This window comes from Micromonospora sp. CPCC 205539, from assembly GCF_036906815.1.
In the GTDB taxonomy this organism is placed as follows: domain Bacteria; phylum Actinomycetota; class Actinomycetes; order Mycobacteriales; family Micromonosporaceae; genus Micromonospora.
Map to the genome: position 1 here is coordinate 225459 of NZ_JBAKHW010000004.1, position 24471 is coordinate 249929.

Genomic DNA, 24471 nt, shown 5'->3' on the forward strand with positions numbered 1-24471 from the left:
TGCCTGCCCGCCGTACCTACTCCTCGGGCAGCCGGAACGGCGGCGGCGGGAATGGCTGACCGGCCCCACCACCGGTGCCGGGGCTGGTTGGTGTGCCCGTCGGGGACGCCGTCCCGGTGGGCGTCGGGTCGGCCTCCTCTGGCTGGGAGACGGTGATCTTCACCGTCCTTCCCTGGGCCAACGGGGTGTTCGGCTTGGGGTTCTGGTCGGTGACCTTGCCCGCCTCCGCCGCCGGTACAAGATCGCCTTCCACGATCTCGAACTTGTAGCCGGCCGCCTTCAGCTCATCCTCGGCCGCCCTCTGCGTCGACCCACGGACATCCGGCACACCACGGACGTTGCCCCTGGAGTAGGTGACCGTCACCTCGGTGCCCTCGGTCACCGGGGTGCCCGGTGAGGGAGACACCTCCAGAACGATGTTCGCACTCTCGGGACTGTCGATCGGCTTGGGCTTGACCTTGAAGCCCTCGGCCAACAACCGACTCTTGACCGTCTCGTACTTCGAGCCGATGAGGTCGCTGGGAATGGGCTTCTCCGGCTTGCCACCACAGATCTGGACGGTCACGGTGCGATTCGGCTCCAGCTGGGTGCCCGGCGCCGGATCCTGCTTCGCCACCATGCCCTTGGTGCAGGAACTGTCAAAGACCTGTTCACCAGCCTGCGGGCGGAAGCCGGCATTGCTGATCTCGGAGAAGGCGACCACCTGCGTCTTGCCGGTCAGCGTCGGCACCGACTTCAGGTCCTTGTCCTGCTGCTGACTCCAGAGCAGGGCGGCCACCAGGGCGATGACCGCCAGCACGCCGACCCCGCTGAACGTGGCGATCAGCAAGGACGACGCCTTACGGCGGCGCGGGTCGCCGACCCGGGCCGGGACCTGCCGGGTCTGCTGCGTGGTGGAGCCGGCCGGGTAACCCGACCCGCCACCGGCCGGCGCCATCGCCACCGTCTCCGCCTCGCGCATCACCGGAGTGGCCAGCACGGGCCGGCCGGCGGCGGCGCGGAGCAGGTCGGCCCGCATCTCGCCGGCGCTCTGGTAACGGTTGAGCGGGTTCTTCGACAGCGCCTTGAGCACGATCGCGTCGACCGCCGGGGTGACGTCCGGGTTGATGTCACTCGGCGTCGGCGGAGCCTCCCGCACGTGCTGGTACGCGACACTGACCGGGCTGTCCCCGACGAACGGCGGATGCCCACAGACCAACTCGAAGAGCACGCAGCCGGCGGCGTACACATCGGAGCGGGCGTCCACCGCCTCACCGCGGGCCTGCTCCGGCGAAAGGTACTGAGCCGTGCCGATCACCGCGCTGGTCTGCGTCATGGTGGTCGCGCCGCTGGCCAGTGCCCGGGCGATGCCGAAGTCCATCACCTTGACCTGGCCGGTCTGGGTGAGCATGACGTTGCCCGGCTTGATGTCCCGGTGGATGATGCCGTGCCGGTGGCTGAACTCCAGCGCCGCGCACATGTCGGCGCAGATCTCCAGCGCCCGGCGGGGCTGCAACCGCCCCTCGGCGCCGAGCACCTCCTTGAGGGTCCGCCCGTTGACGAACTCCATCACGATGAACGGCAGGGTCTCGCCGGTCGGCGCGGTCTCCTCGCCGGTGTCGTAGACCGCCACGATCGCCGGGTGGTTGAGCGAGGCCGCGTTCTGCGCCTCCCGACGGAAGCGCATCTGGAACGTCGCGTCCCGAGCCAGGTCGGTGCGGAGCATCTTGATCGCGACGTCCCGACCCAGACGAAGGTCGCGACCGCGATGCACCTCGGCCATGCCGCCGTAGCCGAGCAGCTCGCCGACCTGGTACCTGCCACCGAGCAGGCGGGCCTGCGCTGTCATCGCGTCTGTCGTCCTTCGCTCGTCGTCGTCCCGCCGTCAACCGGCTGGAGCCGTACCTCCCGACGGTACGACGTCCGGGTCGGATCGTCGCGTCCGTCGGGCCGCAGCGCGTCGGACGCCACCGTGCGCGGGGCCAGTGTGCCGGCTGCACCGGACTCTGACTGCTTCCGCAGGTTGTAGGAAATCACGCCGGAGCAGACCAAGACCAGTACGGCCAGGAGGACAGCAAGGAGCACCATTCCGGGCCGGGACCGGCGGGGGCCGACGGAGGCTCCGGCCGGAGGGGCGTACGCCGGAAAGTGCTCTTGCCGGTTCGGGGCCGTCGGCACCGCTGCGGCGCCGCGCGGGTAGCCGGCCGGGGCGACCGGCGGGCGGGCCTGCGGGACGGCTGGTGCGACGGTGGTGGGCCGCATCGGCTGTGCCGGTGCGACGGCGGTCGGCCGCTGCCCGGCGGCGGCCGGCGGGCGGTGCGGAGCAGCGGGCGGGCGCATGTGTTGGGCCGACGGCACCTGGGCCCGGCCTGGGGCGGCCGGCGAGGCGGGCACCCCCGAGACGGGACCGGGTTGGCCGCCGCCGGACCGGGCCTGCTGGGACAGCGCGGCCTTGAGCTGACGGGCCACCCCGGCAAGGGCGGCGGCGCTGGGCCAGCGGGCGGCCGGGTCCTTGGCCAGCGCCCGCTCCACCACTGCCCGGACCTGCGGCGGGATGTCCGCGGGCAGCGGCCGGGGCGTCTCCCGGACGTGCCGCATGGCGATGTCGAGGGCGTTGTCACCCTCGAACGGCCGCCGGCCGGCGAGGCACTGGTAGGCGACCACGCCGAGCGCGTACACGTCGGAGGCCGGTGTGGCCACGCCACCTGTGGCCTGCTCCGGCGAGATGTACGAGGCGGTGCCGAGCACCGAGCCGGCCGCGGTGAGCTGACCGACCAGGTCGGAGCGGGCGATGCCGAAGTCGGTCAGCACCAGCGTGCCGTTGGGACGGACCAGCAGGTTTCCCGGCTTGACGTCGCGGTGCACGATGCCCTTCTCGTGGGCGGCGTGCAGAGCGTCGGCTGCCTGCGCGACCAGCGCCATCGTCCGGGCCGGGGTGAGTCGGCCGACCCGGCTCAGTGTGGACGACAGGGCGTCGCCCTCGACGTACTCCATGACCAGGAAGGCGATCTGCTGGTCGTTACCGAAGTCGTAGACGTCGACCACGCCGGGGTGATTGATGGTGGCCATCGTCCGGGCCTCGCCGCGGAACCGCTCACCGAAATCCGGGTCGTCGAGCAGCGCGGGGAGCAGGCTCTTCACCGCGACCGTCCGGCCGAGCACCTGGTCGGTGCCGCGCCAGACGTCGCCCATGCCACCGCTCGCGATCCGCTCGTCGAGACGGTAGCGGTTGCCGAGCTGGACGCCGGGGCTGAGCATGTCAGCGACCTCCGGGGTCGGCGATGGCAGCCCGCATGATCTGACCGCCGATCCGGGCCGCCTCGGCGCTGCCGCCGGGGCCGGCCTGCTCCAGTTCCACGCACACCGCGGAGACCGGAGTGCCGTTCTTGTCCAACGCGAAGCCGATGAACCAGCCGTGGTCGGGCCGCTCCGGTGCGGACTGCGCGGTGCCGGTCTTGCCGCCGACCGTGTAGCCGCCGATCGCCGCGTTCTTACCGGTCCCCTTCTGGACCACGCTGACCATCATGTCGCGCAGGTCGCTGGCGACCGGGCCGGTGATCGGCTGGCGCAGCTCCCGTGGCTTGGCGGTGTAGTAACTGGTGGTGCGATCGGGGGCGAGCAGCTGCCGGACCAGGTACGGCCGCATCTGGCTGCCGCCGTTGGCGACCGAGCCCGCGATCATCGCGCCCTGGAGCGGGGTCATCCGGACGTCCCGCTGGCCGATCGACGACTGGGCGAGCGCGGCCGGGTCGTCGGTGCCGTCGGCGTTCTGCATGCTGCCGGTGCGGCTGGCCGCCGTGGGCAGCCCGTCCTCGCCGAGCTGGCCGACGGTGAGGTCGTCCTGCTCGAAGCCGAACTGCCGGGCCTTCTCCTTGAGGGTGTTGGCACCGAGTCGTATGCCGAGCTGAGCGAAGCCCGTGTTGCACGACTCGGTGACCGCCTCCAGCAGGCTGACCTGCGGCTCGGGGCAGATCGACGGGGCGGCGTTGCGGATCGGCGAGCCGGAGGTGGGCGGGGTGAAGCTGGAGCCGGCCGGGATCTGGGTGGTCTTGGTGATGCCGTTCTCCAGCGCCGCCGCGGCCACCACGATCTTGAAGGTGGAGCCCGGCGGCAGGGTCTCGGAGAGCGCGCGGTTCTTCAACGGCCCGTCCGGGTCCTGCTCGAGCTTGGCATACGCCGCCGCAGCCTCGCGGGTGGCGTGGCTGACCAGCGGGTTCGGGTCGAAACTGGGCATGGAGACCAGTGCCTGCACCGCCCCGGTACGCGGGTCGATGGCGATCGCGGCACCCCTCTTGGCGTCCACCTGGTTGGTGCGCAGCAGGTCGTAGGCCGTGTCCTGGGCGCGCTTCGACAGGGTGAGCAGCACATTGCCGCCGGCGGTCTGGTCGCCGGTGAACATGTCCTTGAAGCGGTCGCCGATCAACTGGTCGCTGGTGCCGGCCAGGAAGTCGTTCTCCACCCGCTCGACGCCGGTGTCGGACAGGTTGACCGGCTTGTAGCCGAGCACATGGGCGTACTTGGCGCCGCCCGGGTAGGTGCGCTGGAACTTCAGCTGGCCGGTGGTCTCCTTGCTGGTGGCCAACGCCGTCCCGCCGGCCTCGATGTTGCCGCGCTTGCGCTTGTAGTCGGCAACCTGGACGCGGCCGTTGTAGTCGCTGGTGCGGTACTCGTCGGCCTTGTACGCCTGGACCCAGTTGAGGTTCGCGAAGAGCAGGCCGAACAGGACCATGACGACGACGCCGACACGGCGCAGGGGTGCGTTCACGGCTTGATCACCTCCGTGGGAGCACCGTGCAGCTGCTCGGGCGGGCCGGCGGCGGTCCGGGCGGCTCTGCCGCCGCCCCCGGTGACCGGCCGGCGGGCTCCGTCGGAGACCCGCAGCAGAACCGCGATGAGCAGCCAGTTCGCCATCAGTGACGAACCACCGGCGGACAGGAACGGGGTGGTCTGACCGGTCAGCGGGATGAGCTTGCTGATCCCGCCGACGATCACGAAGACCTGCAGGCCGAGGGTGAACGCGAGACCACCGGCGAGCAGCTTGCCGAACGAGTCCCGCACCGCGAGCGCCGCACGCAGCCCTCGCTCGACGATCAGCAGGTAGACGACCAGCAGCGCGGAGAGCCCGAAGAGGCCGATCTCCTCACCGATGCCGGCGAAGATGAAGTCGTTCGACACCTCGGGCAGAATGCCCGGCTGGCCGCCGCCGGGCCCGGCACCGAAGAGGCCGCCGGTGCCGAGCGCGAGCAGCCCCTGGACCAACTGGTAGCCCTTGTCGGTCGGGTCGGCGAACGGGTCGAGCCAGATCTCGGCGCGCAGGTAGAAGTTGGCGAACGGGCCGCCGACCGTCTCGCCGAGGACGTAGGCCAGGTACGCGCCGCCGAAGAACAGCACCAGGCCGATCAACAGCCAGCTGACCCGTTCGGTGGCGATGTAGAGCGTCACCACGAACATGCCGAAGTAGAGCAGCGAGGTGCCCAGGTCCTTCTCGAAGACGAGCACCAGGACGCTGATCAGCCAGACCCCGACCACCGGGCCGAGGTCGCGCCCACGCGGGAAGTCGATGCCGAGGAAGCGCCGGCTGGCCAGCGACAGCACCTCACGCTTGCGGACCAGGTAATAGGCGAAGAAGACCAGCAGTGCCAGCTTGGCGAACTCGCCCGGCTGGATGGAGAAGAAGGTGCCGACCTGGATCCACAGCTTGGCGCCGTTCCTCTCGGAGATGCTGCTTGGCAGCACCGCCGGGATCATCACCAGCACGATGCCGGCCAGACCCAGGGTGTACGCGTACCGGGACACCGAACGGTGGTCGCGCATGATGGCGAGCAGCGCGGCGGCGAGGATCACCGCGGCGAGCGTCCAGGCCAGCTGGCGACCACCGTCGCCGGCGAAGATGGCCAGACTCTCCCGGTCGGCAGCAGGGGCGTCGCCCAGGTCGATCCGGCGCAGGAAGCCCACCCCGAGGCCGTTGAGCAGGGCCACCGCCGGCAGCAGGGCCGGGTCGGCGAACGGGGCGAGGAACCTGATGACCAGGTGCAGGCCCAGGAAGACCGCACCGAGCGCGGCGGCGGGCATCCAGAAGTCCGGGGTGACCGTGTCCAGCAGGTTGGCCTCGACGGTCGCCCCGTACGCGGCCACCAGCACCATGGCGAGCAGCAGCAGGGACAGCTCGGCGTTGCGCCGGGACCGGGCCAGGCGTACGCCGGACTGCTCGCCCGCGGTGGCGGGCGAGGATGCCGATGTGGCCGCTGCGGTCACGGGTGGAGTCCTTGGGATCTCAGCCGACGCTCACTCGGGAGACCGGCAACCGGCCGGGTCGAGCGTCGGCGGAGCCGAGTCGGAGGGCGTGGCGTCGGGTGTGATGGTCGGGCCGACAGCGATGGTGGCAGTCGCCGTCGCACCGGTCGCGAGGACCCCGTTGGGGGTCGGCGACGTGCCAGCGCTCGGGCTGCCGTTCGGAGCGGGGGTCGTGCTGCCCGGCACCGGCGTGGGTGTCGGCGTGCCGCCCGCCGGGGTGGAGTCGGTCGGGCACACCGGCTTCAGGTTGGGGTTGGCCGGCGTGTCGCTGGTCAATTCGGCGAGTTGCCGCTCGGCGTCCGGCTCGCTCTTGGCCCGGATGCCCACCTTGACGGTGTCCTGTGCGGCCACGGTGAGGTCGTCCAACCGGGTGCCGCTGGTGCGGTGCACCGTGGAGAGGTCCATCCCGGCGATCTGACCCTGGACGCCGCGGAAGACGGCGACCTGCCCGTCCTCGGTGGCACCCACGTAGAACTGCCGCTGGGTGTACGTCCACCCGCCGAAGGTCCCGCCGCCGATGATCACGAGCAGGGCCAACGTCATGGCCGCGGCCCGCACCGGCCGGCGCTTCGGCCGCTCGGGCTCGTCGTCCGCGGCCGCCGGCTCCTCCGGCACGGACGGACGCGGCGCGGAGAGCGCCGAAGCCCGAGCGGCTGGAGTGGAGTCGTCGGCGGAGGTGGCCATGCCCCGGTCCCGGGCGGCTGCACCGCCGACGATCGGGGTCGCCTCGACGATGTCCTGGTCGGTGGCGTCCGCGATGATCACCGTGATGTTGTCCGGGCCACCGCCGCGCAGCGCGAGCTGCACGAGCCGTTCGACGCACTGCTGCGGGTCGACGTACTCGCGCAGGGTCTCGCCGATGGTGTCGGCGCTGACCACGCCCGAGAGGCCGTCGCTGCAGATCAGGTACCGGTCGCCGGGCAGCACCTGGCGTACCGAGTACTCGGGGTCGATGTCCCGGCCGTCCAAGGCCCGGGTCAGCAGCGACCGTTGCGGGTGGCTGCTCGCCTCCTCGGCGCTGATCCGCCCCTCGTCGACGAGCATCTGGACGTACGTGTCGTCCTTGGTGATCTGCGCGAACTCACCGTTGCGCAACAGGTAGGCCCGCGAGTCGCCGATGTGGACCATGCCCAGCTTGCTGCCGGTGAAGAGGGTCGCCGTCAGCGTGGTGCCCATCCCCTCCAACTGCGGGTTGGCGTCCACGGTGTCGCGGAGTTGTTGGTTGGCGGTGCCCACGGCCGAACGCAACGCGTCGACGAGAGCGTCCCCCGGGACGTCCTCGTCGAGCGGCGCCATGGCACCGATGACGATGTTGCTGGCGACGTCACCGGCGGCCATGCCGCCCATGCCGTCGGCGACGGCGAGTAGCCGCGGCCCGGCGTAGACGGAATCTTGATTGCCGTCTCGGATCAGACCGCGGTCGCTGTGGGCCGCATAGCGCAGGGTCAGAGTCATGGCCGTAATTCGAGGGAAGTGCGGCCGATCCGGATCGGCACGCCGAGGGGGACGGGGGTTGGTCCGGTGACCTTAGCGCGATCGAGGTACGTGCCGTTAGTCGAGCCAAGGTCCTCGACGAACCACTGCCCGTCACGCGGCACGAGCCGGGCGTGCCGCGCGGAGGCGTAGTCGTCAGTGATGACCAGGGTGGAGTCCTCGGCCCGACCAATGGTGATCTGCGCTTCACCGAGAGTGATCCGGGTGCCGGCCAGCTGACCGGCGGTCACCACCAGCTGGTGCGCCGCCCGGCCGCGCTTCACCTTCGCCGGCTTGGCCGCTTGTTGCCCCGTGGAGGCGCCCACCGCACGGGGCGCAGCCACCAGGCGACCGGACCGGGCTCCCGCGAAGAGGTCCCGGCGAATCACGCCGACCACCGTGAACACGAAGATCCACAGCAGGATCAGGAACCCGAACCGGGCGACGGTGATGACCAGTTCCGGCAAGGCGGGTCAGCCGTCCACGCGGAAGGTCAGGGTCGTGGTGCCGAGCTGGACCATGTCGCCCGGGTTGAGGGCGACGGCGGAGACCCGCTGGCCGTTGACCATGGTGCCGTTGGTCGACCCCAGATCGGTCAGCACGACCTGTCCGCCATCAAAGTCCAGTCGGGCGTGTCGCCGGGAGATACCGACGTCGGGCAGGCGCAGGTTGGCCTGGTCCCCACGACCGATCACCGTCGACCCCATCTGGAGGGGATAGGTGCGTCCGTCGCCGGACACCAGCCGGACATTGCGGTTGCCGCCGTGCCCCGGCGGCGGCCCGTAGCCACCACCCTGGTCGTACGCCGGGTAGGCGGGCGCGCCGGCGTCGTAGCCGGGCGCCGACACCGGGGCGACCTCGCCACCGGTGTAGACCTCGGCGGTGACCCGGAACATCCCCGTGTCCAGGCCCTCGCCTCGCTCGATCTCGACGATCACGTCGCCGTAGACCGTCCAGGCCTGCTCGCCGATGAACTCCGCCTGCGACTGGGCCAGTTCCTGGGCCAGCGCGGCGGCGTACGGCGCCAGCCGACTGTGGTCATACGGCGAGAGATCGATCACGTAGCGGTTGGGCACCAACGTGCGCCCACCGGCCAGGATCGCCTTGTGCGCCTCGGCCTCCCGCTGCATGGCGTTGAGGATCTCCACGGGGTGGACCACCCCTTTGAAGACCTTGGCGAAGGCCCCTTCGACCAGGCCTTCCAGACGCTTCTCGAAGCGTTGCAGCACGCTCACCGGCTCCTCCTCGGGTCCCGAGGACATGATGGTATCCGGCCGGCGCGCGCGCAGCTCACACGCCGCTCGGCCGCCTGCTACCGGCCTGTTCCGTCGGGCCGGAACTACCGTGCTAGTCTTTCGTCCGCCACGAACGGTAACCGCTCGTGGCGAGCGTCGGGGACAGCGTAGTATCTCCGGGGCCTGCTGGAGACGGTGGGCTCGGGGCGACTAGAATGTTCCGGGTTGTGCCACGGGGATGTGGCGGAATGGCAGACGCGCACGGTTCAGGTCCGTGTGCCCGAAAGGGCGTGGGGGTTCAACTCCCCCCATCCCCACCCATGACGAGGGCTCCGCAGAATGCGGGGCCCTTCCGTCATATCGGGGCGGGCCGGGCGTCACGCTATGCTGCGGTGGTTTCTGCCTCCGATGGACCAGGAGTGGCGTGTGAGTGTCGCGTTGGTGACCGGGTCGGGCGGTCTGATTGGCTCCGAGGCGGTCCGGCACTTCGCCGGCCTCGGTCTGGACGTCGTCGGCATCGATAACGACATGCGGCGCTATTTCTTCGGCGAGGACGGTTCCACCTCGTGGAGCCTGGAGCGGCTCGGCCGTGACCTGGGTAACTCCTACACCCACTTCGCCGTGGACATCCGGGACCGGGACGGCCTCGAGCAGGTGTTCAAGAAGTACGGCTCGGACATCGCCGTGGTGATCCACAGCGCTGCGCAGCCGAGTCACGACTGGGCGGCCAAGGAGCCGCTCACGGACTTCGACGTGAACGCCGGCGGCACGCTCAACATCCTGGAGAACACCCGCCGGTACGCGATCGACGCACCGTTCATCCACTGCTCGACCAACAAGGTCTATGGCGACCGGCCCAACAGCCTGCCGCTGATCGAGCTGGAGACCCGGTACGAGCTGCCCGAGGACCACCGCTGGTACCAGGGCATCACCGAGGACATGTCGATCGACGGCTCGCTGCACTCGGTCTTCGGCGCCTCCAAGGTCGCCGCGGACGTGATGGTCCAGGAGTACGGGCGCTACTTCGACATGAAGACCGCCTGCTTCCGGGGTGGCACTCTGACGGGCCCGGCGCACTCCGCCGCCGAACTGCACGGCTTCCTGGCGTACCTGATGCGCTGTGTAATGGAAGGCCGCACCTACAACCTGTTCGGTTACAAGGGCAAGATGGTCCGCGACGCGATCCACTCGCGCGACGTGCTGACCGCGTTCGAGGCGTTCTTCCGCGCACCGCGCTCAGGAGAGGTCTACAACCTCGGCGGCGGCCGGCACTCCAACACCTCGCACATCGAGGCGTTCCGCATCGCCGAGGAGATCGCCGGCCGCGAGGCACAGATCAACTACGTCGAGCAGAACCGCACCGGTGACCACCAGTGGTACGTCAGCAGCATGGCCCGGTTCGAGCAGCAGTACCCGGACTGGAAGATCACCTATGACGTGCCGATGATCCTCCGGGAGATCTACGAGGCCAACGTGGACAAGTGGGTGCCGCAGGCATGACCGCCCAGACCAAGCGCAACGTGCTCGGCGTCCTGGTCGACGCCACCGACTACGCCAGTGCGACCGACGCGGTGGTGACCGCCGCACACGAGCGGCGCCCGCTCGCGCTGACCGCGCTGGCCGTGCACGGCGTAATGACCGGGGTGCTCGACCCGGCGCACAACGCCCGGCTCAATTCCTTCGACGTGGTCACCCCGGATGGGCAGCCGGTGCGCTGGGCGCTCAACCTGCTGCACCGGGCTGGTCTGACCGACCGGGTGTACGGGCCGACGCTGACCCTGCACGTGCTTGCCCGCTTCGCCGATGAGGGGCTGCCGGTCTACCTGTACGGCTCGACCGACGAGACGCTGGCCAAGCTGATCCCGGCGCTGGAGCGGATGTTCCCGGCGCTGAAGATCGCCGGGGTGGAGGCGTCCAAGTTCCGGGCGGTCCAGCCGGGCGAGGACGCCGAGATCGCCGACCGGATCCGGGCCAGCGGCGCCCGGCTGGTCCTGGTCGGGCTCGGCTGCCCGCGCCAGGAGGTCTTCACGTACGCCATGCGACCGCTGCTCGACATGCCGCTGATGGCGGTCGGCGCGGCCTTCGACTACCACGCCGGGCTGCTGCGCCAGCCCCCGCCGTGGATGCAGCGCGCCGGCCTGGAGTGGTTCTGGCGGCTCGGTCTGGAGCCGAAGCGGCTCTGGCGCCGCTACGTGATCCTCAACCCGGCCTACCTGACCCGGCTCGCCGGGCAGAAGACCGGCCTGTGGAAGGCCCGCCCGCCGGCTCCCGCCACCGAGCGACCGGCCACCTTCGCGGTCTGACCCCGAACCGTACGGCCGAGGCCCCACCCGACGTTCCGGGTGGGGCCTCGGCCGTACGAACAATTTTCAGAGGATCACAGCGGCCGTCAGCGGACCCGGGGCGGTGGTGGCACCGAGGACTGGCAGCACCGGTACCGGTTGACCGTTGGCCGGCGAGGGTCGCTCACGACGTGCAGCAGCTGGTTCGGGGTGCCCGTGCCGACGTTGGTCGCCACGTTCGGGGTGGAGTTGCCGACCAGGTAGTCCCGTACCTGCTGCGGCCTCCAGGACGGGTTCGCCTGAAGCACCAGCGCCGCCGAACCGGCAACGTGCGGCGACGCCATCGAGGTGCCGCTGATGGTGTTCGTCGCACTGTTGCCCGTGTACCACGCCGAGGTGATGTCGACGCCCGGCGCCAGGATGTCGACGCAGGTGCCGAAGTTGGAGAAGCTCGCCGCGGCGTCGTTGTTCTGAGTGGCTCCCACGGTGATCGCCGAGGCAACCCGGGCCGGGGAGTAGTTGCAGGCGTTCTGTCGGATGCCGAAGGCGTTACCGTTGCCAGCGGCGACCGCGTACGTGATGCCGGAGTTGACCGAGTTGGTGACGGCCGTGTCGATCGAACTGTCCGCACCTCCACCGAGGCTCATGTTCGCCACCGCCGGCTTGACCGCGTTCGCGGTCACCCAGTCGATGCCGGCCACCACCTGAGCGGTGGTGCCGCTGCCCTGGCAGTTCAGCACCCGGACGCCGACGATGCGGACGGCCTTGGCCACCCCGTACGACGAGCCGCCGACCGTGCCCGCCACGTGCGTGCCGTGCCCGTTGCAGTCGTCAGCGGAGCCGCCGTCCACCGCGTCGAAGCCCGACACGGCCCGCCCACCGAAGTCGTTGTGCCCGAACAGCACACCCGTGTCGATGACGTACGCGCGAACGCTCGACGCCGTGTTCGGATAGGTGTAGGAGCTGTTCAGCGGCAGATTCCGCTGGTCGATCCGGTCCAGGCCCCAGGACGGCGGGCCGGGCTGCGTGCCCGCGATCGAGACGGTGTGGTTCTGCTCGACGTACGCCACCGCCGGGTCGGCGGCGATCCTCGCGGCGGCCTTGGCGCCGACCCGGATCTCGAAGCCGCGCAGCGCCGCACCGTAGGTGCGGGCCACCGTGCCGCCGTGCCGGCCGACCAGCCGCTTCGCGTTGGTGCCAACCGCGGCTCGCCCGACCGCGGTGTCCTTGAAGACGACGATGTAGCTGTCCGCGACGGCCGTGTCACCACCCGCTGCCCGGATGTGGCCGCTCGGCGGGGCGGCCACGGCGGGCGTGGCAGCGGTCAGCAGGGTCAGGGCGGCCACCCCGACGAGTGCGGACCTGTGGGCAAGACCCATCTCTTACCTCCTCCGACCGGCAGCCGCCCCAGGCGGGTACCGCTCGCTCAGACCGACGTTCATTGATCTTGCTGAGAGTAGATCAGCACAGTGACGCAGGTAAACATGCAGAGTTTTCCACAACGTGGGACCGGCGACTCCCACGGGAGCGGGGTCCGGCGTGGACGGACGAACGGACCGAGGCCCCACCCGCCGTTCCGGGTGGGGCCTCGGCCGTGCGAGAAAGCTCAGAGGGTCAGGGTCCAGGTGTTGATGTAACCGGTGTCGCCGGAGTAGACGTCCCGCACCTGCAGCCGCCAGGTGCCGTTCGCCGCCTCACTGGAGACGTTGGTGGTGTAGGTCGTGTTCACGTTGTCGGTGCCGTCGAAGTAGCTGCTGTTCTTCAACCGGTACGACGAACCGTCCGGAGCGACCAGGTCGATCACCAGGTCACCGCGGTAGGTGTGCACGATGTTCACCGCGACGGTCGAGGCCGACGAGGCGTTGCGGCCGCAGCCAGCGATCGTGATCGAGCTGGACACTGCCGCCCCGGCATCCGGGATCGCGACGTCGGTGCCGTTGCTACCGGAGCAGCCGCCGCCGCCCGACCCGGTCACGGTCAGCGTGTAGGTGGCGGTGCGGGTGCCCGCCGTGCCGGTGCCGGTGACGGTGACCGGGTACGTGCCGGCCGGGGTGCTCGCCGAGGTGGCGATCGTGAGGGTGGACGAGCCGCCCGAGGTCACCGTCGACGGGCTGAACGATGCGGTCGCACCGGCCGGCAGGCCGCTGGCGGAGAGGCTGACCGACTGGGCGGAGCCCGCGGTGGTGGCCGTTCCGACGGTCGCCGTGACCGAACCACCCGGGGCGGTGGAGCCAGAGGTCGGCGACACCGATACCGAGAAGTCGTTGGCCGGCGGAGTGCCGTTCACGACGTAGAGCAGCTGGTTCGGGGTGCCGGTGCCGACGTTGGTCACCACGTTCGGGGTGGAGTTGGTGACGAGGTAGTCCCGTACCTGCTGCGGGCTCCAGGACGGGTTCGCGGAGAGCACCAGCGCCGAGGCGCCGGCGACGTGCGGCGATGCCATCGAGGTGCCGCTGATGGTGTTCGTGGCACTGGCGCTCGTGTACCAGGCCGAAGTGATGTTGACGCCCGGCGCCAGGATGTCGACGCAGGTGCCGAAGTTGGAGAAGCTCGCCGCGGCGTCGGTGTTCTGCGTCGCGCCCACCGTGATCGCCGAGGCGACCCGGGCGGGCGAGTAGTTGCAGGCGTTCTGCCGGACGCCGAGGGCGTTGCCGTTGCCGGCCGCGACCGCGTACGTGACACCCGAACTGATCGAGTTGGCGACGGCCGTGTCGATCGAACTGTTGGCGCCACCGCCGAGGCTCATGTTCGCCACCGCTGGCTTGATCGCGTTCGCGGTCACCCAGTCGATGCCCGCGACCACCTGGGCGTTGGTGCCGCTGCCCTGGCAGTTGAGCACTCGGACGCCGACGATCTGGGCGCCCTTGGCCACGCCGTACGCCGAGCCGCCGACCGTGCCCGCCACGTGCGTGCCGTGCCCGTTGCAGTCGTCGGCGGAGCCGCCGTCCACCGCGTCGAAGCCGGAGACGGCCCGCCCACCGAAGTCGTTGTGCCCGAACAGCACGCCCGTGTCGATGATGTAGGCATGGACGTTCGACGCCGTGTTCGGGTAGGTGTAGGAGCTGTTCAGCGGCAGGTTGCGCTGGTCGATGCGGTCCAGGCCCCAGGATGGCGGATTGGTCTGGGTGCCGGCGATCGAGACGGTGTGGTTCTGTTCGACGTACGCCACCGCCGGGTCGGCGGCGATGCGTGCGGCGGCCTTGGCACCGACTCGGATCTCGAAGCCGCGCAGCGCGGCGCCGTAGGTGCGGGCCACCGTGCCGCCGTGCCGGCCGACCAGTCGGTCCGCGTTGTCGCCGACCGCGCCCCGGCTGACCGCGGTGTCCTTGAAGACGACGATGTAGCTGTCCGCGACGGCCGTGTCACCACCAGCCGCTCGGACAGTTCCGGTCGGTTCGGCGGCCATTGCGGGTGCGGCACCGGCCAGCAGGGTCAGTGTGGCCACCCCGACAAGTACGGACCTGTGGGCAATACCCATCTCTTACCTCCCTCCGACCGGCAGCCGCCCGACGCGGGTCTCGCTCGGATCCATGACAGCCGATCTTTCCGAGACTAGATCAGCGCAGTGAGGAAGATAAACCTGTCGATTCTTTCAAAACGCGGGAACGGTGACCCCTACGGGCGCGGGTTCCGGGGCGAACGGGGGGACGGTCCCGATTCGCCGCGTCACGGTTCGGGGAAGACTTTCCGACATGGAGAGTCAGCTCACCATCCTGTTGCCGGTCGCCGCCGCCTGGCTGGCCGCCGGCGCCGTGGCCGACCGGTTGCCCCGGCTGCGCAACGCCAGCACGCTTCGTCGGCGTACCGGATGGTTGCTGGCCCTCACCCTGACCGGGGTGACGCTCACCGCTGGCGTGCTCGCCGGTGGGCTGCTCAGTTCCGGCACCGCGCCGGTCCACGAGGCCGCCACCGGACTCATCCTTGCCGCCGGTCCGGCGTTCGTGGCGGCGGTCTGCTCGGTACGGCGGATCCGCCGGCTGCGGGCCGGCGCCGGCGCGTTCGCCAGCGCTCCGGGTACGCCCGCCCCACACGGGCTGCGCGCCGCTGCGGCGCATCCGCTCGTCGGGCTGCCCCTGCAGGTGACCGCCCTTGCCATGGTGCCGGCGTTGATCGCGGCGGACGGCACGGATCTCGGCGCCGAGCCCGGTGTCACCGGCCCGGCGATCACCGTGGGCGCACTCATGGTCATCGCCATCGGCGTTCGGCATGCGCTCCGGCACAATCGGCTCGCCGAGCGGGCCCGGCCGGACGCGCCACGGTCAGCGCGAGCGGTCGGCCCCCTGCACGTATAGGAGTTCCAGGATCGCCCGGGTCGCCTCGAACCAGCGGTCCAGCCAGCCCGGTGGCGGCACGCTGCCCCTCGGCGGCAGCTCCATCAGCAGACCGCGCAGCAAGGGATGATCCGCCAGCGACGGGTGATCCGCCGACGCCTCGGTCGGCTCCATCGGCCAGCCGGCCGGCGGGAAGGACGGCTCGACCAGCGGGTTCGGGTCCAGCGACGGCAGCGAAAGCGGCGCCTCCACCGACTCGGTCGTCGACCCCTCGCGCGTGCTCAACTCCTGGTCGACCGAGCCCACCTCGGTCAGCACGGTGTCCCGACGTGCCCCGCGGTACTTGCCACCGAACCGCTCCGGCTTGCTCGGACCGTTCGTGAGGTTTTCTGACCCGATCGTTGTCATCCGTCTCGCCTACCTCGCTCGGTTGCGGAACGGTGCGGCTGTCCATCGACGAAAGCCGTACCGACCGGTTCAACGAGACGGGCCCGCTCTGGCGACGGGATTCCCGGCGGAACCTCGGCGACCATCGTCGCTCAGCTCGCGCCCCCGCGCACGGCACGGAAGGCCCCCGTCCGGTCGAGACCGGACGAGGACCTTCTCGGGCATCCGATCAGGCCGGGCCGAAGACACCGCCTCTGGTGCCGGCGACGAAGGCGTGCCAGCCGCCAGGGGCGAAGACCAGGGCCGGACCGGCCTTGTCCTTCGAATCCCGCACTCCGACCGCCCCGGTCACGTACGCCACCTCCACGCAGTTGTCGCAGTTCGGCCCGCTCTTCGAGCTCTTGAACCACGATGCCTGTGTCAGGTCCACGGGGAACCCCTTGGTCGCCATTTCCACATCGGCTCCTCTGCCAGTTTTGCGATGTGTGCGACGGACTCCTCCGGGCGAATGGCAGCAGCGCGGATGTGATCGAAGATGAAGCTGTACTTCTGCAGTTCGTCGCTCTTCTCGAGGAAGAGCCCACCCGTGGCGTTCTCCGCGTACACAACATCCGGATCACCGGGCTCAGGGAAGCTGAGGATCGTGAAGGTCCCGTCCATGCCGGCGTGCGCCCCCACCTCGAAAGGCAGGATCTGCAACGTCACGTTCGGCAATTCGGCCACCTCGACCAGCCGCTTGAGCTGGCCACGCATCACTTCGTCCCCGCCCACCGGCCGGCTTACCACCGCCTCATCGAGCACCACCCACAGATCGACCGGATCTTCCTGGGTCAACAACGACTGACGGCCCAAACGGACACGCACCCGTTGGTGTACTTGATCGGCGGTGAAGTCCGGTCGGGCGGCGCGGATCATCGCGCCGGCGTACTCCTCGGTCTCCAGCAGGCCGGGCACCACCTGCTGCTCGTACGCCCGGATCGAGCTCGCGGCGGCCTCCAGCCCGACGTAGGCGCCGACCAGCACCGTGCTGTACGGATGCCACCAGCCCTTCTGCCGGGCCTCTCGGGCAATCTGCACGAGCTCGTCGCTCTCGGCCCCCACCACGCCGTAGATCCGCAGCATGTCCCGAACATCGCGCGGGGTGGCCGTGGTGTGGCCGGTCTCGATCCGGGAGACCTTCGAGGCCGAACACTCCAACTGCTCGGCGACGACCTCGATGGTGATCCCGGCAGCCTCCCGCTGACGACGCAGCTCGGCCCCGAGCCGCCGCCGCCGAATGGTCGGGCTGCGCCGCTCACTCACGGTCCGACCCCTTCGCTGGTCTTCGCCGCTGACTCCTCGACCCCACCCCGGCTACCTCCGGTCGACGCGCCGTTCGCTGCCGCTCACCGCGGGCGCGAACGTCGACCGGCGAAGCGTTCGCGGCGAGGGGGTGGTGCCGGACATCGGCCGGCCGCGACGGGCGAAACCGCCCTCAGTGTGCCGTCCGGACGCGGATGGCTTCAAGCGCTGCTTTGCGCGAGCCGCTCACGTATCGGCAAAAGTCGACATGCAACTTGCATGAAGCACGTCGCTGATGCACTCTGTCCGTATGGCACGGGTTACTCAGCGCATCCGTCCGCTCCCCCGGAGTGGTGACCCCACCGTCCCGGAGAAGGTGGACGCGACGTGGGCCCGGCCAGCGACACCGAGACCTGCTCCGGGGTAATGACCCCGCCGCTGCAAGCCAGCCTGGCTGCGGCGGTGGGCGCGGTTCCCGGAAGCAGCCGGGTGATGGTCGGGTGGCGGCACGCCACCAGCGGGGTACGGCCCGACCACCACCACCCGCACCGCCGGTTCACGAGGCACGACCCCGTCACCAGGCCGATACGTCCCCCCGATCAGTCACCGCCGGCAGACGCGCCGGCCGACCCTCCCCAGGAGCCCATGTGCTTCCCCGCTCTGGTGACGTACTGAACGTGACTCGCGCGGCGAGTGTCCAATTCCTCAGGCCGATCATGTTCCGGGTGATCCGGGTGCTCGACTGGCCAACCTACGACGGTTGGCTCTGGCTCGAAGGCTACGAGTTGAACGCGGCGGGGGACGCGGTCAACCGGAGGTCGATCTTCGTCCAGCGGGAAGGACTGCAACAGGTGCAGGCCGCCCCGGAGTCCCGCCCGCACACCGTACGAGCCCGACGCCCGGTCGCCCGCACCTCCGTACGGGTGGGCTGACCGGCCGAACCGCCGTCGGTGGGCGTGCCGTCGCCATAGGATTGGTACGCCCACCCCGGCACTGTTCCATCCGCGCGCCCAGGACCCTGAGCCTGGGATGGTCATGGTCAATCAGCCCGCCGCACGGCGCCACCGCTCCTGCATCGCCTACGCATTCGGAATGCTTGCCCTGCTCGGGGCCGTGACCACACTCGTGGTCCTGGTCCGCGACCCGGCACTCTCGTCCACCCGGCTGACCGCCCCGGTGCCAGCACCGGAGATCACCGTGATCGACGCCGACCCGCCAACGGACGAACCCGGCTGGATCAGCACCGACGCTCCGGACAGCCGCGCCGGAGCGACCGATCCGACCAGCCCGGCGGCTGGCGCTGGCGCGGGTGGTCAGTCCGCCGACGGGCGGCAGGAACTCGTCGAGGCGGGCCCGGCGGCAAACGCGCCGACGGACGTCCGCCGCTCACTGTTCTGGTCCGGGATCTTCGGCCTCACCATCTCGCTGGCCGGCCTCGGCCTCGTCGGCACCCGCCGCCGGATGTGGTGAACATCGATCACGGCGTGCTCGTCACCGTCGGGCTCGGCGCGGTCGGGCTGGTCCCGGTCGATGGCCGCGCCTGAGAGACGATCAGCACCAGCTCCCCGTCGGCCGGCACCGTCGCGCCAGCCTCCGGCTCGGTGCCGACCACCGTGCCCGGCGGCAACTCGGACGGGCGGTACGAGACCCGGTAGGACAGGCCGATCCGATCCAGCAGCGCCTCGGCGGTGGCCTGAGGCAGGCCGGCGAGCGGTGGCACCGGCACCTCAGGCGGTGCCGTGGTGGCCGCTGGGCTGCTCGGCGTCTCGCTGGTCGGCGCAGCCGAGGTGGGGGCCGCGCTGGTCGGCGCGGCGCTGGTGGCGCTGGCCGGTGGAAGCGACGGGGTGATCTCCGGGTCGTCCGGGTCGTCCCGCGCGTTGAGCACCACCCAGAAGGCAGCCCCGAGCAGGCCGGCGAGCAGCAGCGCGAGCACGCCCCAGAGGATCGGCAACCACCAGCGCCGGCCGCCCTGGTCCTCGGCGTACCACTCCCCGGCGGCGTCGGCCGGTTGTGGCGGTCGTACCTCCGCCCGCCCGGACCACGGCGCCGGGTTCGACCGCTCCACCGCCACGGGTGCGGCCCGGTCGACCGGCGTGCCGGGCTGCGTCAGCGCGGTGCGATCGATCGGCATGGTCTGGTCAGGCGACGCAGCCGGACCGGTCAGCGCAGCGCGATCGATCGGCGCAGCGCGATCGATCGGCGCGGTCTCGTCTGGCGCAGGCGGTCTGCCCAGCGCGGTCCGATCGATCGGCGCGGTCTCGTCGGACGGCGATGCGGCCGGTCCGACGGGCGCAGCGCGATCGATCGGCGCGGTCTCGTCGGACGGCGAAGCGGCCGGACCGACGGGCGCAGCGCGATCGATCGGCGCGGTCTCGTCGGACGGCGCGGCCGGTCGCGGCGGGGTGACGGGCCCGGGTGGCGTTGCCGGCTCTGGCCGGTCGGCGGGCGGGATTGGACGGGTGCGGTCGTCGTCGTGCTCCCCGGTGGGCGGTTCCTGGCGGTCGTCGCTCATCGCACGTCCTTTCCCGAACCGGGCGGGCGCCATGGCCCTCGACCGCCAACCTAACCGCCCGAACCGTCATCGGCGGGGATCAGCGGCCCGAACCGCCCGGCTCGAGCCATCCGCCGGCGGCCGTGGGACGCCGTCGTGCCCTTTGCGACCGGGCACCCGGGTCGCCAGAAAGCGGCGGGCGGGTATCAGGGAGTGGGGTTGGTGCCCGGCTGGCTGGGTGGTGCGGCTCCACACCAGATGCTGACCTCGTCGTTCCAGCGGGCCGCGCCGTCCTTGGGCGGCTCCTGCCGGTTGACCTTTCCGCTCTTTCCACTGCGGTAGCGCGGGTACAACCCCTCGTCGACCAGGTCGTCGGCGGCCTCCGCGCAGTCGTCGCCGACCACGTCCGGCACCGTGGCGGGGGGCGGCGGACCAGCCACCTGAAGCTGCACGGTGGTGCCCCGGGCCACCTCGGCGCCCACGGGCGGCGAGGTGTTCTCGACGGTACGGCCGACGCCGGTGCCGAAGACCAGGCGCCAGCCCAGCCGCAGCTCACGTAGCGCGTCGCGGGCCTGCTCGAAGTCGCTGCCAACCACCGGTGGCACCCGCAGCCCGGTCCCCTTGGTCGGAGTGCCGGAGGGTCGGGGGGCCGAGGCCGTGGTCCGGGGAGTGCTCGGTCGGGTCGCGGCGGCGTCGCCGGACGGCGTGCCGGTCGCAGTCACCGCCGCCAGCGGATCCCCCGGGTCCGTCTCGTTCCCGCCGGCCAGCAGCCAACCACCGGTAGCTCCGATCGCGACGAGGAGCACGGCGACCAGCCCACCACCCAGCACCACACTGGCCCGACTCGTGCCGCCGTCGGCCCGGTCGCCAGCGGAGCCCTGCCCGCCCGTGTTCGTGTCCGTCATTCCGCCCACCACCTCTTCACCGGCGACCGTACCGGTCGCCGCCCAACCCGTGGCGCCGGCGATCCATCCCGGCGGGTCGACGCGACTCGCCGCGCCGACGACGGGACGTTACGCTGCCCGGCATGGCCAGACGGGGCTGGGGAGTATCGATCGCGACGGCGATCGGGGTCGCTGCCGGCGCTGGCGCCGCGCAGCTGGGCTTCGGGTACGGGCTCGGCGTCATCACCTGGACGCCCACCGATGCCGGCGCCACGGACACCGCCTGGGCGGACGGCCTCGCCTGGGCGACCTGGCTGGCGGCCAGCTCGACAGTGCTCGGCGCGGTCTGCGCGCAGCGACTGCACCAACGAGCCGCGACGCCGTCAGTGGCAGTGACGTCTCCCGTTCAGCCGGACCTGGACCCAGCACCGGGACCGGGACCGGGACCGGGACCGGGTAGCGAATCCGAGACAGGGGACGGGCCAGCGTCGGCGGCGCAGGTGACCGAAGCTGCCCCCAACCACCGTGGGGACCTGCTGCGGCGGGTGGCACTGGCGCTCGCCGCCGGGCTAGGCGGGTTGGTCACCGTGCTGCTGGTCGCGGTGCCCGCGCGGGTCGCGCAGGGCACCGACACCGGGGCACCGCAACGGGTGGCTGCCGTGCACGCGGCGCTGGGCATCCTGATCGGCGTCCTCGTCGCGGTCTGGACGCTGCGTTCACGTACCGCCGCGGTGAACGTGACCGCGACGGCCGCGTGGCTCTGGCTGCTCGCGGTGGTCTCGGTGATCGATGGGGTACGCGTCGGGCGCGGGCTGACCGGCGCCCAGCTCGGCACCTGGCAGCTCGACCCGGACCACCCGCGGTACTGGATCGGGGACCAGCTCTACTGGCCTGGTGCATTGCTGGCGCTCGTCCCCGCGCTGCTGATCGGCGCACTGGCCGCTCGGCGGGGCGCCCGGTCGGCCGGGCACCGGGTCGGCGCGGCAGCATCCGGCGCGGCCGGCCCGCTGCTCGTGGCACTCGCCTATCTGACCACCGTGCCGCGCTGGTCGGCGCTGGGCCCCGCGCAGCTGTCCACGCAACTGATCGCCCCGTACGCGGTGCTCGCCGGCATCGGTGGCTCGGTGCTGGTCGCCCTGCTCGCCGAGCGGGCCGACCGGAACCGGACCGCCGGGTCCGGCGCGACCGTCCCGGCCCCGGATGCTCGGGTCGGCGCGACCCCGGCCACCGAGCCGATCCCGACCGACGAAGCCGAAGTCGAGCCGTTGACTCCCGGCCCCCGAACCCGGTCCACCCCTGACCGCGGCACGGCAGATGCCGACGCCGCACCGTCGACGACCGGTGCGGGACCACGCGTGCGTGACACGGCGACCGGCCGCCGGGTACCACTGCCGCGTACCGACCCGGACCTGTCGGATCCGGCCCAACCCGCCACCGACGTGGCGGCGGACGACTCGGCACCGAGCAACCGGCGCGGCCGCTCCACCCGGAAGGCTGGTCGCCCGACCACCGACTGACTCGGCCCCGGCTCCGGGTGGGGAGTTAGTCGACTGGCCAGGTGTGCACCGGCTCGTTGCTGCGCTGGAGCTCCGCGTAGCGCTGGACCATGTGGTGCAGCGCGGCGTCCCGGTCCATGCCCCGATGCCGCTCGGCCGCCCAGACCGTCTCGGTCTGCCACACGGCGCCGTTGCGGCCGGTGCGGCAGCGCTGCTCGATGATGCTGAGCAGCCGGTCCCGCTCCGCCGGGGCGACCCCGAACCCGTCCAGACCGGACGCCGCGATGGGCAGCAACTGTTCCAGCACCAGCTTCGTGACCGGCACGTCACCGACGCCGGGCCAGTGCAGCACGGCGTCCAGACCACGTCGGGCGGCGGCGTGGAAGTTCTCCTCGGCGGAGCTGAAGGTGAGCTGACTCCAGATCGGCCGGTCCGCCTCGGCCAGGCCACGGGCCAGTCCGAAGTAGAAGGCCGCATTGGCCAGCATGTCCACCACCGTCGGGCCGGCCGGCAGCACCCGGTTCTCCACCCGCAGATGCGGGCGGCCGTTCATGATGTCGTAGACCGGCCGGTTCCACCGGTAGACCGTGCCGTTGTGCAGCCGCAGCTCGCCGAGCTGGGGCACCCCGCCAGCGTGCAGCACCTCCACCGGGTCTTCGTCCTCGCAGATCGGCAGCAGCGGCGGGAAGTACCGGACGTTCTCCTCGAACAGGTCGAAGATCGAGGTGATCCAGCGTTCGCCGAACCACACGCGGGGGCGTACGCCCTGGGCCTTCAGCTCGTCCGGGCGGGTGTCGGTGGCCTGCTCGAACAGGGCGATCCGAGTCTCGGCCCAGAGCTGACGGCCGTACAGGAAGGGAGAGTTCGCGCCGATCGCCACCTGGACCCCGGCGATGGCCTGGGACGCGTTCCAGTAGTCGGCGAAGCTGTCCGGCGCGACCTGGAGGTGGAACTGGAGGCTGGTGCAGGCGGCCTCGGGAGCGATCGAGTCGGTGTGCGTCCGCAAGCCCTCGACGCCCCGGATGTCCAGCTCGATGTCCTCGCCCCGAGCGCCGACGATCTGGTCGTTGAGCACCCGGTAGCGCTCGTTGGTGGAGAGGTTGTCCTCGACCAGGTGCCCCTCGGTGAGGGTCGGCAGAATACCGACCAGGACGATCCTCGCGTCGGACTTGGCGGCGCGCTCGTCGGCCCGGGAGAGACTGCTGCGCAGATCGTGCTCATAGTTGGCGAAGCCGGTGCCCTCGATCAGCCGGGGCTCGGCGTTGAGCTCCAGGTTGAACTGGCCCAACTCGGTCTGGAAGAGCGGATCGGCGATGTCGGCGAGGATCTCCTCGTTACGCATCGCCGGCTCAGCGGCCGAGTCGACCAGGTTGAGTTCGATCTCCAGGCCGGTCATCGGCCGGTCTGCGTCGAAGCCGAAGTCGTCCAGCATCAGCGCGAAGACGTCCAGACATCGCCGGACCTTGTGCCGGTAGCGGACGCGGTCCTCGCGGGAGAAGGCGCCCTGTGAGACGTCCCTGCCCATGTGCCCTCCCGGCGGCTGGCGCGGGCCGGATCCACCCGGCCTGGCGTGCGCATTGTGAACCATCCACGTTAAGAGCGCCCACCTGGCCAGGGCCAGAGAACCACGCCGGTGATCCGACACCGACCGAGGCGGACGCGTCCGTGGCGCCATCTGTACCCCGTCCGGCCGGGCTGGATCGCGTGGTGCCGCGAACGATTCGTGACAAGTCCCACGGTCGGCGGCGGCGGCAACGACGCCGGGCCCGCGCCGACGTGCGGCGCGGGCCCGGACGGATCGACGATCCGGAAGGATCAGGCCTGGCGAACGCCTTCGCCCTCGATCTCGATCTTGATCTTCTTGCCGACCAGCACGCCGCCGCTCTCCAGGGCGACGTTCCAGGTCAGCCCGAACTCCTCGCGGTCGATCTCGGTCTTCGCGGAGAAGCCGAAGATGTCCTGGCCGAAGGGGCTACGGCCGACACCCTCGAACTCGACCTCCAGCTCGACCGGGCGAGTCACGTCCTTGATGGTCAGCTCGCCGGTGAGCACGAACTCGCTGCCGCTACGGGACTTGACCCCGGTGCTGCGGAACTCCAGCGTCGGGAACTTCTCGGCGTCCAGGAACTCGGGGCTGCGCAGGTGCCCGTCCCGGTCGGCCTGGTTGGTGTCGACGCTGGCGGCCTGGATGGTCGCGGCAACCGAGGACTGCAGCGGGTCCTCGGCGACGGTGATGGTGGCCGTGGCCTCCTTGAACTCACCGCGGACCTTGCTCACCATCATGTGCCGAGCGACGAAGCCCACCCGCTTGTGCGCCACGTCCAGCGCGTAGGTGCCGGGCGCCGGGATGGTGAGGCCGTCCCAGTCGCGGGTAGCCGCATCGGTGCTGCTGGTCATG

At 70.9% G+C, this 24471-nt stretch carries 21 protein-coding genes, 1 tRNA gene and 1 pseudogene; 7 read left to right on the forward strand and 16 right to left on the reverse strand.

Features of this window, described 5'->3' with window-relative positions; genetic code table 11:
- Window positions 1–16: 16 nt before the first annotated feature.
- From pknB to V6V47_RS05440, 7 genes are read right to left on the reverse strand one after another with little or no spacing between them, the layout of a single operon-like run.
- On the reverse strand, window positions 17–1828 hold the full coding sequence (gene pknB, locus V6V47_RS05410; protein ID WP_334626845.1) for a Stk1 family PASTA domain-containing Ser/Thr kinase: 1812 nt from the start codon (window positions 1826–1828) through the stop codon (window positions 17–19).
- Window positions 1825–3237 carry a protein kinase domain-containing protein gene (locus V6V47_RS05415; protein WP_334626846.1) on the reverse strand — a complete coding sequence of 471 codons (1413 nt, stop codon included), beginning with the start codon at window positions 3235–3237 and terminating at the stop codon, window positions 1825–1827. Before V6V47_RS05415 ends, pknB begins: the two co-directional genes overlap by 4 nt.
- Window position 3238: 1 nt before the next feature.
- Entirely contained in the window at window positions 3239–4744 is a 1506-nt protein-coding gene (locus V6V47_RS05420; protein ID WP_334626847.1) for a peptidoglycan D,D-transpeptidase FtsI family protein, read from the reverse strand.
- Window positions 4741–6234 carry an FtsW/RodA/SpoVE family cell cycle protein gene (locus tag V6V47_RS05425; RefSeq protein ID WP_334626848.1) on the reverse strand — a complete coding sequence of 498 codons (1494 nt, stop codon included), beginning with the start codon at window positions 6232–6234 and terminating at the stop codon, window positions 4741–4743. The genes V6V47_RS05420 and V6V47_RS05425 overlap by 4 nt, the downstream gene beginning before the upstream one ends.
- 30 nt (window positions 6235–6264) lie before the next feature.
- The gene (locus tag V6V47_RS05430; protein WP_334626849.1) at window positions 6265–7728 is read right to left on the reverse strand and encodes a PP2C family protein-serine/threonine phosphatase; all 1464 of its coding nucleotides are present in this window, start codon (window positions 7726–7728) and stop codon (window positions 6265–6267) included.
- On the reverse strand, window positions 7725–8213 hold the full coding sequence (locus V6V47_RS05435) for an FHA domain-containing protein FhaB/FipA (RefSeq protein ID WP_334626850.1): 489 nt from the start codon (window positions 8211–8213) through the stop codon (window positions 7725–7727). The genes V6V47_RS05430 and V6V47_RS05435 overlap by 4 nt, the downstream gene beginning before the upstream one ends.
- A 6-nt stretch (window positions 8214–8219) precedes the next feature.
- Complete coding sequence (locus tag V6V47_RS05440; RefSeq protein WP_334626851.1) at window positions 8220–9008, reverse strand: DUF3662 and FHA domain-containing protein; 789 nt, start codon at window positions 9006–9008, stop codon at window positions 8220–8222.
- Window positions 9009–9215: 207 nt separating this feature from the next.
- Here V6V47_RS05440 and V6V47_RS05445 point away from each other — a divergent pair.
- From V6V47_RS05445 to V6V47_RS05455, 3 genes are all read left to right on the forward strand, one after another.
- Window positions 9216–9298 (forward strand) — tRNA-Leu (locus V6V47_RS05445).
- A gap of 67 nt (window positions 9299–9365) precedes the next feature.
- Window positions 9366–10481 carry an NAD-dependent epimerase/dehydratase family protein gene (locus tag V6V47_RS05450; RefSeq protein ID WP_334626852.1) on the forward strand — a complete coding sequence of 372 codons (1116 nt, stop codon included), beginning with the start codon at window positions 9366–9368 and terminating at the stop codon, window positions 10479–10481.
- Entirely contained in the window at window positions 10478–11284 is an 807-nt protein-coding gene (locus V6V47_RS05455) for a WecB/TagA/CpsF family glycosyltransferase (protein ID WP_334626853.1), read from the forward strand. The genes V6V47_RS05450 and V6V47_RS05455 overlap by 4 nt, the downstream gene beginning before the upstream one ends.
- A gap of 98 nt (window positions 11285–11382) precedes the next feature.
- Here V6V47_RS05455 and V6V47_RS05460 read toward each other — a convergent pair.
- Both V6V47_RS05460 and V6V47_RS05465 read right to left on the reverse strand, forming a co-directional pair.
- A pseudogene (locus tag V6V47_RS05460) lies at window positions 11383–12642 on the reverse strand (S8 family peptidase); the annotation flags it as partial.
- Window positions 12643–12869: 227 nt separating this feature from the next.
- Window positions 12870–14741 carry a S8 family peptidase gene (locus V6V47_RS05465; protein WP_334626854.1) on the reverse strand — a complete coding sequence of 624 codons (1872 nt, stop codon included), beginning with the start codon at window positions 14739–14741 and terminating at the stop codon, window positions 12870–12872.
- A 214-nt stretch (window positions 14742–14955) separates the two neighbouring features.
- Between V6V47_RS05465 and V6V47_RS05470 the strand changes: the two genes are divergently transcribed.
- Window positions 14956–15555 carry a hypothetical protein gene (locus tag V6V47_RS05470; protein WP_334626855.1) on the forward strand — a complete coding sequence of 200 codons (600 nt, stop codon included), beginning with the start codon at window positions 14956–14958 and terminating at the stop codon, window positions 15553–15555.
- Here V6V47_RS05470 and V6V47_RS05475 read toward each other — a convergent pair.
- From V6V47_RS05475 to V6V47_RS05485, 3 genes are all read right to left on the reverse strand, one after another.
- On the reverse strand, window positions 15523–15942 hold the full coding sequence (locus V6V47_RS05475; RefSeq protein WP_334626856.1) for a hypothetical protein: 420 nt from the start codon (window positions 15940–15942) through the stop codon (window positions 15523–15525). The genes V6V47_RS05470 and V6V47_RS05475 overlap by 33 nt on opposite strands.
- Window positions 15943–16150: 208 nt before the next feature.
- Window positions 16151–16372 (reverse strand): DUF397 domain-containing protein, encoded by a 222-nt coding sequence (locus V6V47_RS05480; protein WP_334626857.1) that lies wholly within the window; start codon window positions 16370–16372, stop codon window positions 16151–16153.
- The gene (locus V6V47_RS05485) at window positions 16342–17223 is read right to left on the reverse strand and encodes a helix-turn-helix domain-containing protein (RefSeq protein ID WP_334626858.1); all 882 of its coding nucleotides are present in this window, start codon (window positions 17221–17223) and stop codon (window positions 16342–16344) included. The genes V6V47_RS05480 and V6V47_RS05485 overlap by 31 nt, the downstream gene beginning before the upstream one ends.
- 626 nt (window positions 17224–17849) lie before the next feature.
- On the opposite strand from V6V47_RS05485, the gene V6V47_RS05490 reads away from it, so the two are divergent.
- Entirely contained in the window at window positions 17850–18134 is a 285-nt protein-coding gene (locus tag V6V47_RS05490; protein WP_334626859.1) for a hypothetical protein, read from the forward strand.
- Between the two features lie 97 nt (window positions 18135–18231).
- Window positions 18232–18672 (forward strand): hypothetical protein, encoded by a 441-nt coding sequence (locus V6V47_RS05495; RefSeq protein WP_334626860.1) that lies wholly within the window; start codon window positions 18232–18234, stop codon window positions 18670–18672.
- 7 nt (window positions 18673–18679) lie between these two features.
- Here the strand turns inward: V6V47_RS05495 and V6V47_RS05500 are convergent, their stop codons facing one another.
- Both V6V47_RS05500 and V6V47_RS05505 read right to left on the reverse strand, forming a co-directional pair.
- A complete protein-coding gene (locus V6V47_RS05500; protein ID WP_334626861.1) occupies window positions 18680–19333 on the reverse strand; it encodes a PASTA domain-containing protein in 654 nt (217 codons plus the stop codon).
- 566 nt (window positions 19334–19899) lie between these two features.
- Window positions 19900–20598, reverse strand: coding sequence for a PASTA domain-containing protein (locus V6V47_RS05505; RefSeq protein ID WP_334626862.1), 699 nt, complete (start codon window positions 20596–20598; stop codon window positions 19900–19902).
- A 122-nt stretch (window positions 20599–20720) separates the two neighbouring features.
- Between V6V47_RS05505 and V6V47_RS05510 the strand changes: the two genes are divergently transcribed.
- The gene (locus V6V47_RS05510; protein WP_334626863.1) at window positions 20721–22094 is read left to right on the forward strand and encodes a hypothetical protein; all 1374 of its coding nucleotides are present in this window, start codon (window positions 20721–20723) and stop codon (window positions 22092–22094) included.
- Between the two features lie 25 nt (window positions 22095–22119).
- Here the strand turns inward: V6V47_RS05510 and V6V47_RS05515 are convergent, their stop codons facing one another.
- Window positions 22120–23598, reverse strand: coding sequence for a glutamate--cysteine ligase (locus V6V47_RS05515; RefSeq protein ID WP_334626864.1), 1479 nt, complete (start codon window positions 23596–23598; stop codon window positions 22120–22122).
- A gap of 290 nt (window positions 23599–23888) precedes the next feature.
- The gene (locus tag V6V47_RS05520) at window positions 23889–24470 is read right to left on the reverse strand and encodes a YceI family protein (protein ID WP_334626865.1); all 582 of its coding nucleotides are present in this window, start codon (window positions 24468–24470) and stop codon (window positions 23889–23891) included.
- Between the last annotated feature and the right edge of the window lies 1 nt (window position 24471).

Bases quoted from the DNA above. Each gene is read 5' to 3' on its own strand.
- pknB (WP_334626845.1), bottom strand. From the start codon at position 1,828: ATGACAGCGCAGGCCCGCCTGCTCGGTGGCAGGTACCAGGTCGGCGAG.
- V6V47_RS05415 (WP_334626846.1), bottom strand. From the start codon at position 3,237: ATGCTCAGCCCCGGCGTCCAGCTCGGCAACCGCTACCGTCTCGACGAG.
- V6V47_RS05430 (WP_334626849.1), bottom strand. From the start codon at position 7,728: ATGACTCTGACCCTGCGCTATGCGGCCCACAGCGACCGCGGTCTGATC.
- V6V47_RS05440 (WP_334626851.1), bottom strand. From the start codon at position 9,008: ATGTCCTCGGGACCCGAGGAGGAGCCGGTGAGCGTGCTGCAACGCTTC.
- V6V47_RS05450 (WP_334626852.1), top strand. From the start codon at position 9,366: ATGCTGCGGTGGTTTCTGCCTCCGATGGACCAGGAGTGGCGTGTGAGT.
- V6V47_RS05455 (WP_334626853.1), top strand. From the start codon at position 10,478: ATGACCGCCCAGACCAAGCGCAACGTGCTCGGCGTCCTGGTCGACGCC.
- V6V47_RS05465 (WP_334626854.1), bottom strand. From the start codon at position 14,741: ATGGGTATTGCCCACAGGTCCGTACTTGTCGGGGTGGCCACACTGACC.
- V6V47_RS05470 (WP_334626855.1), top strand. From the start codon at position 14,956: ATGGAGAGTCAGCTCACCATCCTGTTGCCGGTCGCCGCCGCCTGGCTG.
- V6V47_RS05475 (WP_334626856.1), bottom strand. From the start codon at position 15,942: ATGACAACGATCGGGTCAGAAAACCTCACGAACGGTCCGAGCAAGCCG.
- V6V47_RS05480 (WP_334626857.1), bottom strand. From the start codon at position 16,372: ATGGCGACCAAGGGGTTCCCCGTGGACCTGACACAGGCATCGTGGTTC.
- V6V47_RS05495 (WP_334626860.1), top strand. From the start codon at position 18,232: ATGGTCATGGTCAATCAGCCCGCCGCACGGCGCCACCGCTCCTGCATC.
- V6V47_RS05500 (WP_334626861.1), bottom strand. From the start codon at position 19,333: ATGCCGATCGATCGCACCGCGCTGACGCAGCCCGGCACGCCGGTCGAC.
- V6V47_RS05505 (WP_334626862.1), bottom strand. From the start codon at position 20,598: ATGACGGACACGAACACGGGCGGGCAGGGCTCCGCTGGCGACCGGGCC.
- V6V47_RS05510 (WP_334626863.1), top strand. From the start codon at position 20,721: ATGGCCAGACGGGGCTGGGGAGTATCGATCGCGACGGCGATCGGGGTC.
- V6V47_RS05515 (WP_334626864.1), bottom strand. From the start codon at position 23,598: ATGGGCAGGGACGTCTCACAGGGCGCCTTCTCCCGCGAGGACCGCGTC.
- V6V47_RS05520 (WP_334626865.1), bottom strand. From the start codon at position 24,470: ATGACCAGCAGCACCGATGCGGCTACCCGCGACTGGGACGGCCTCACC.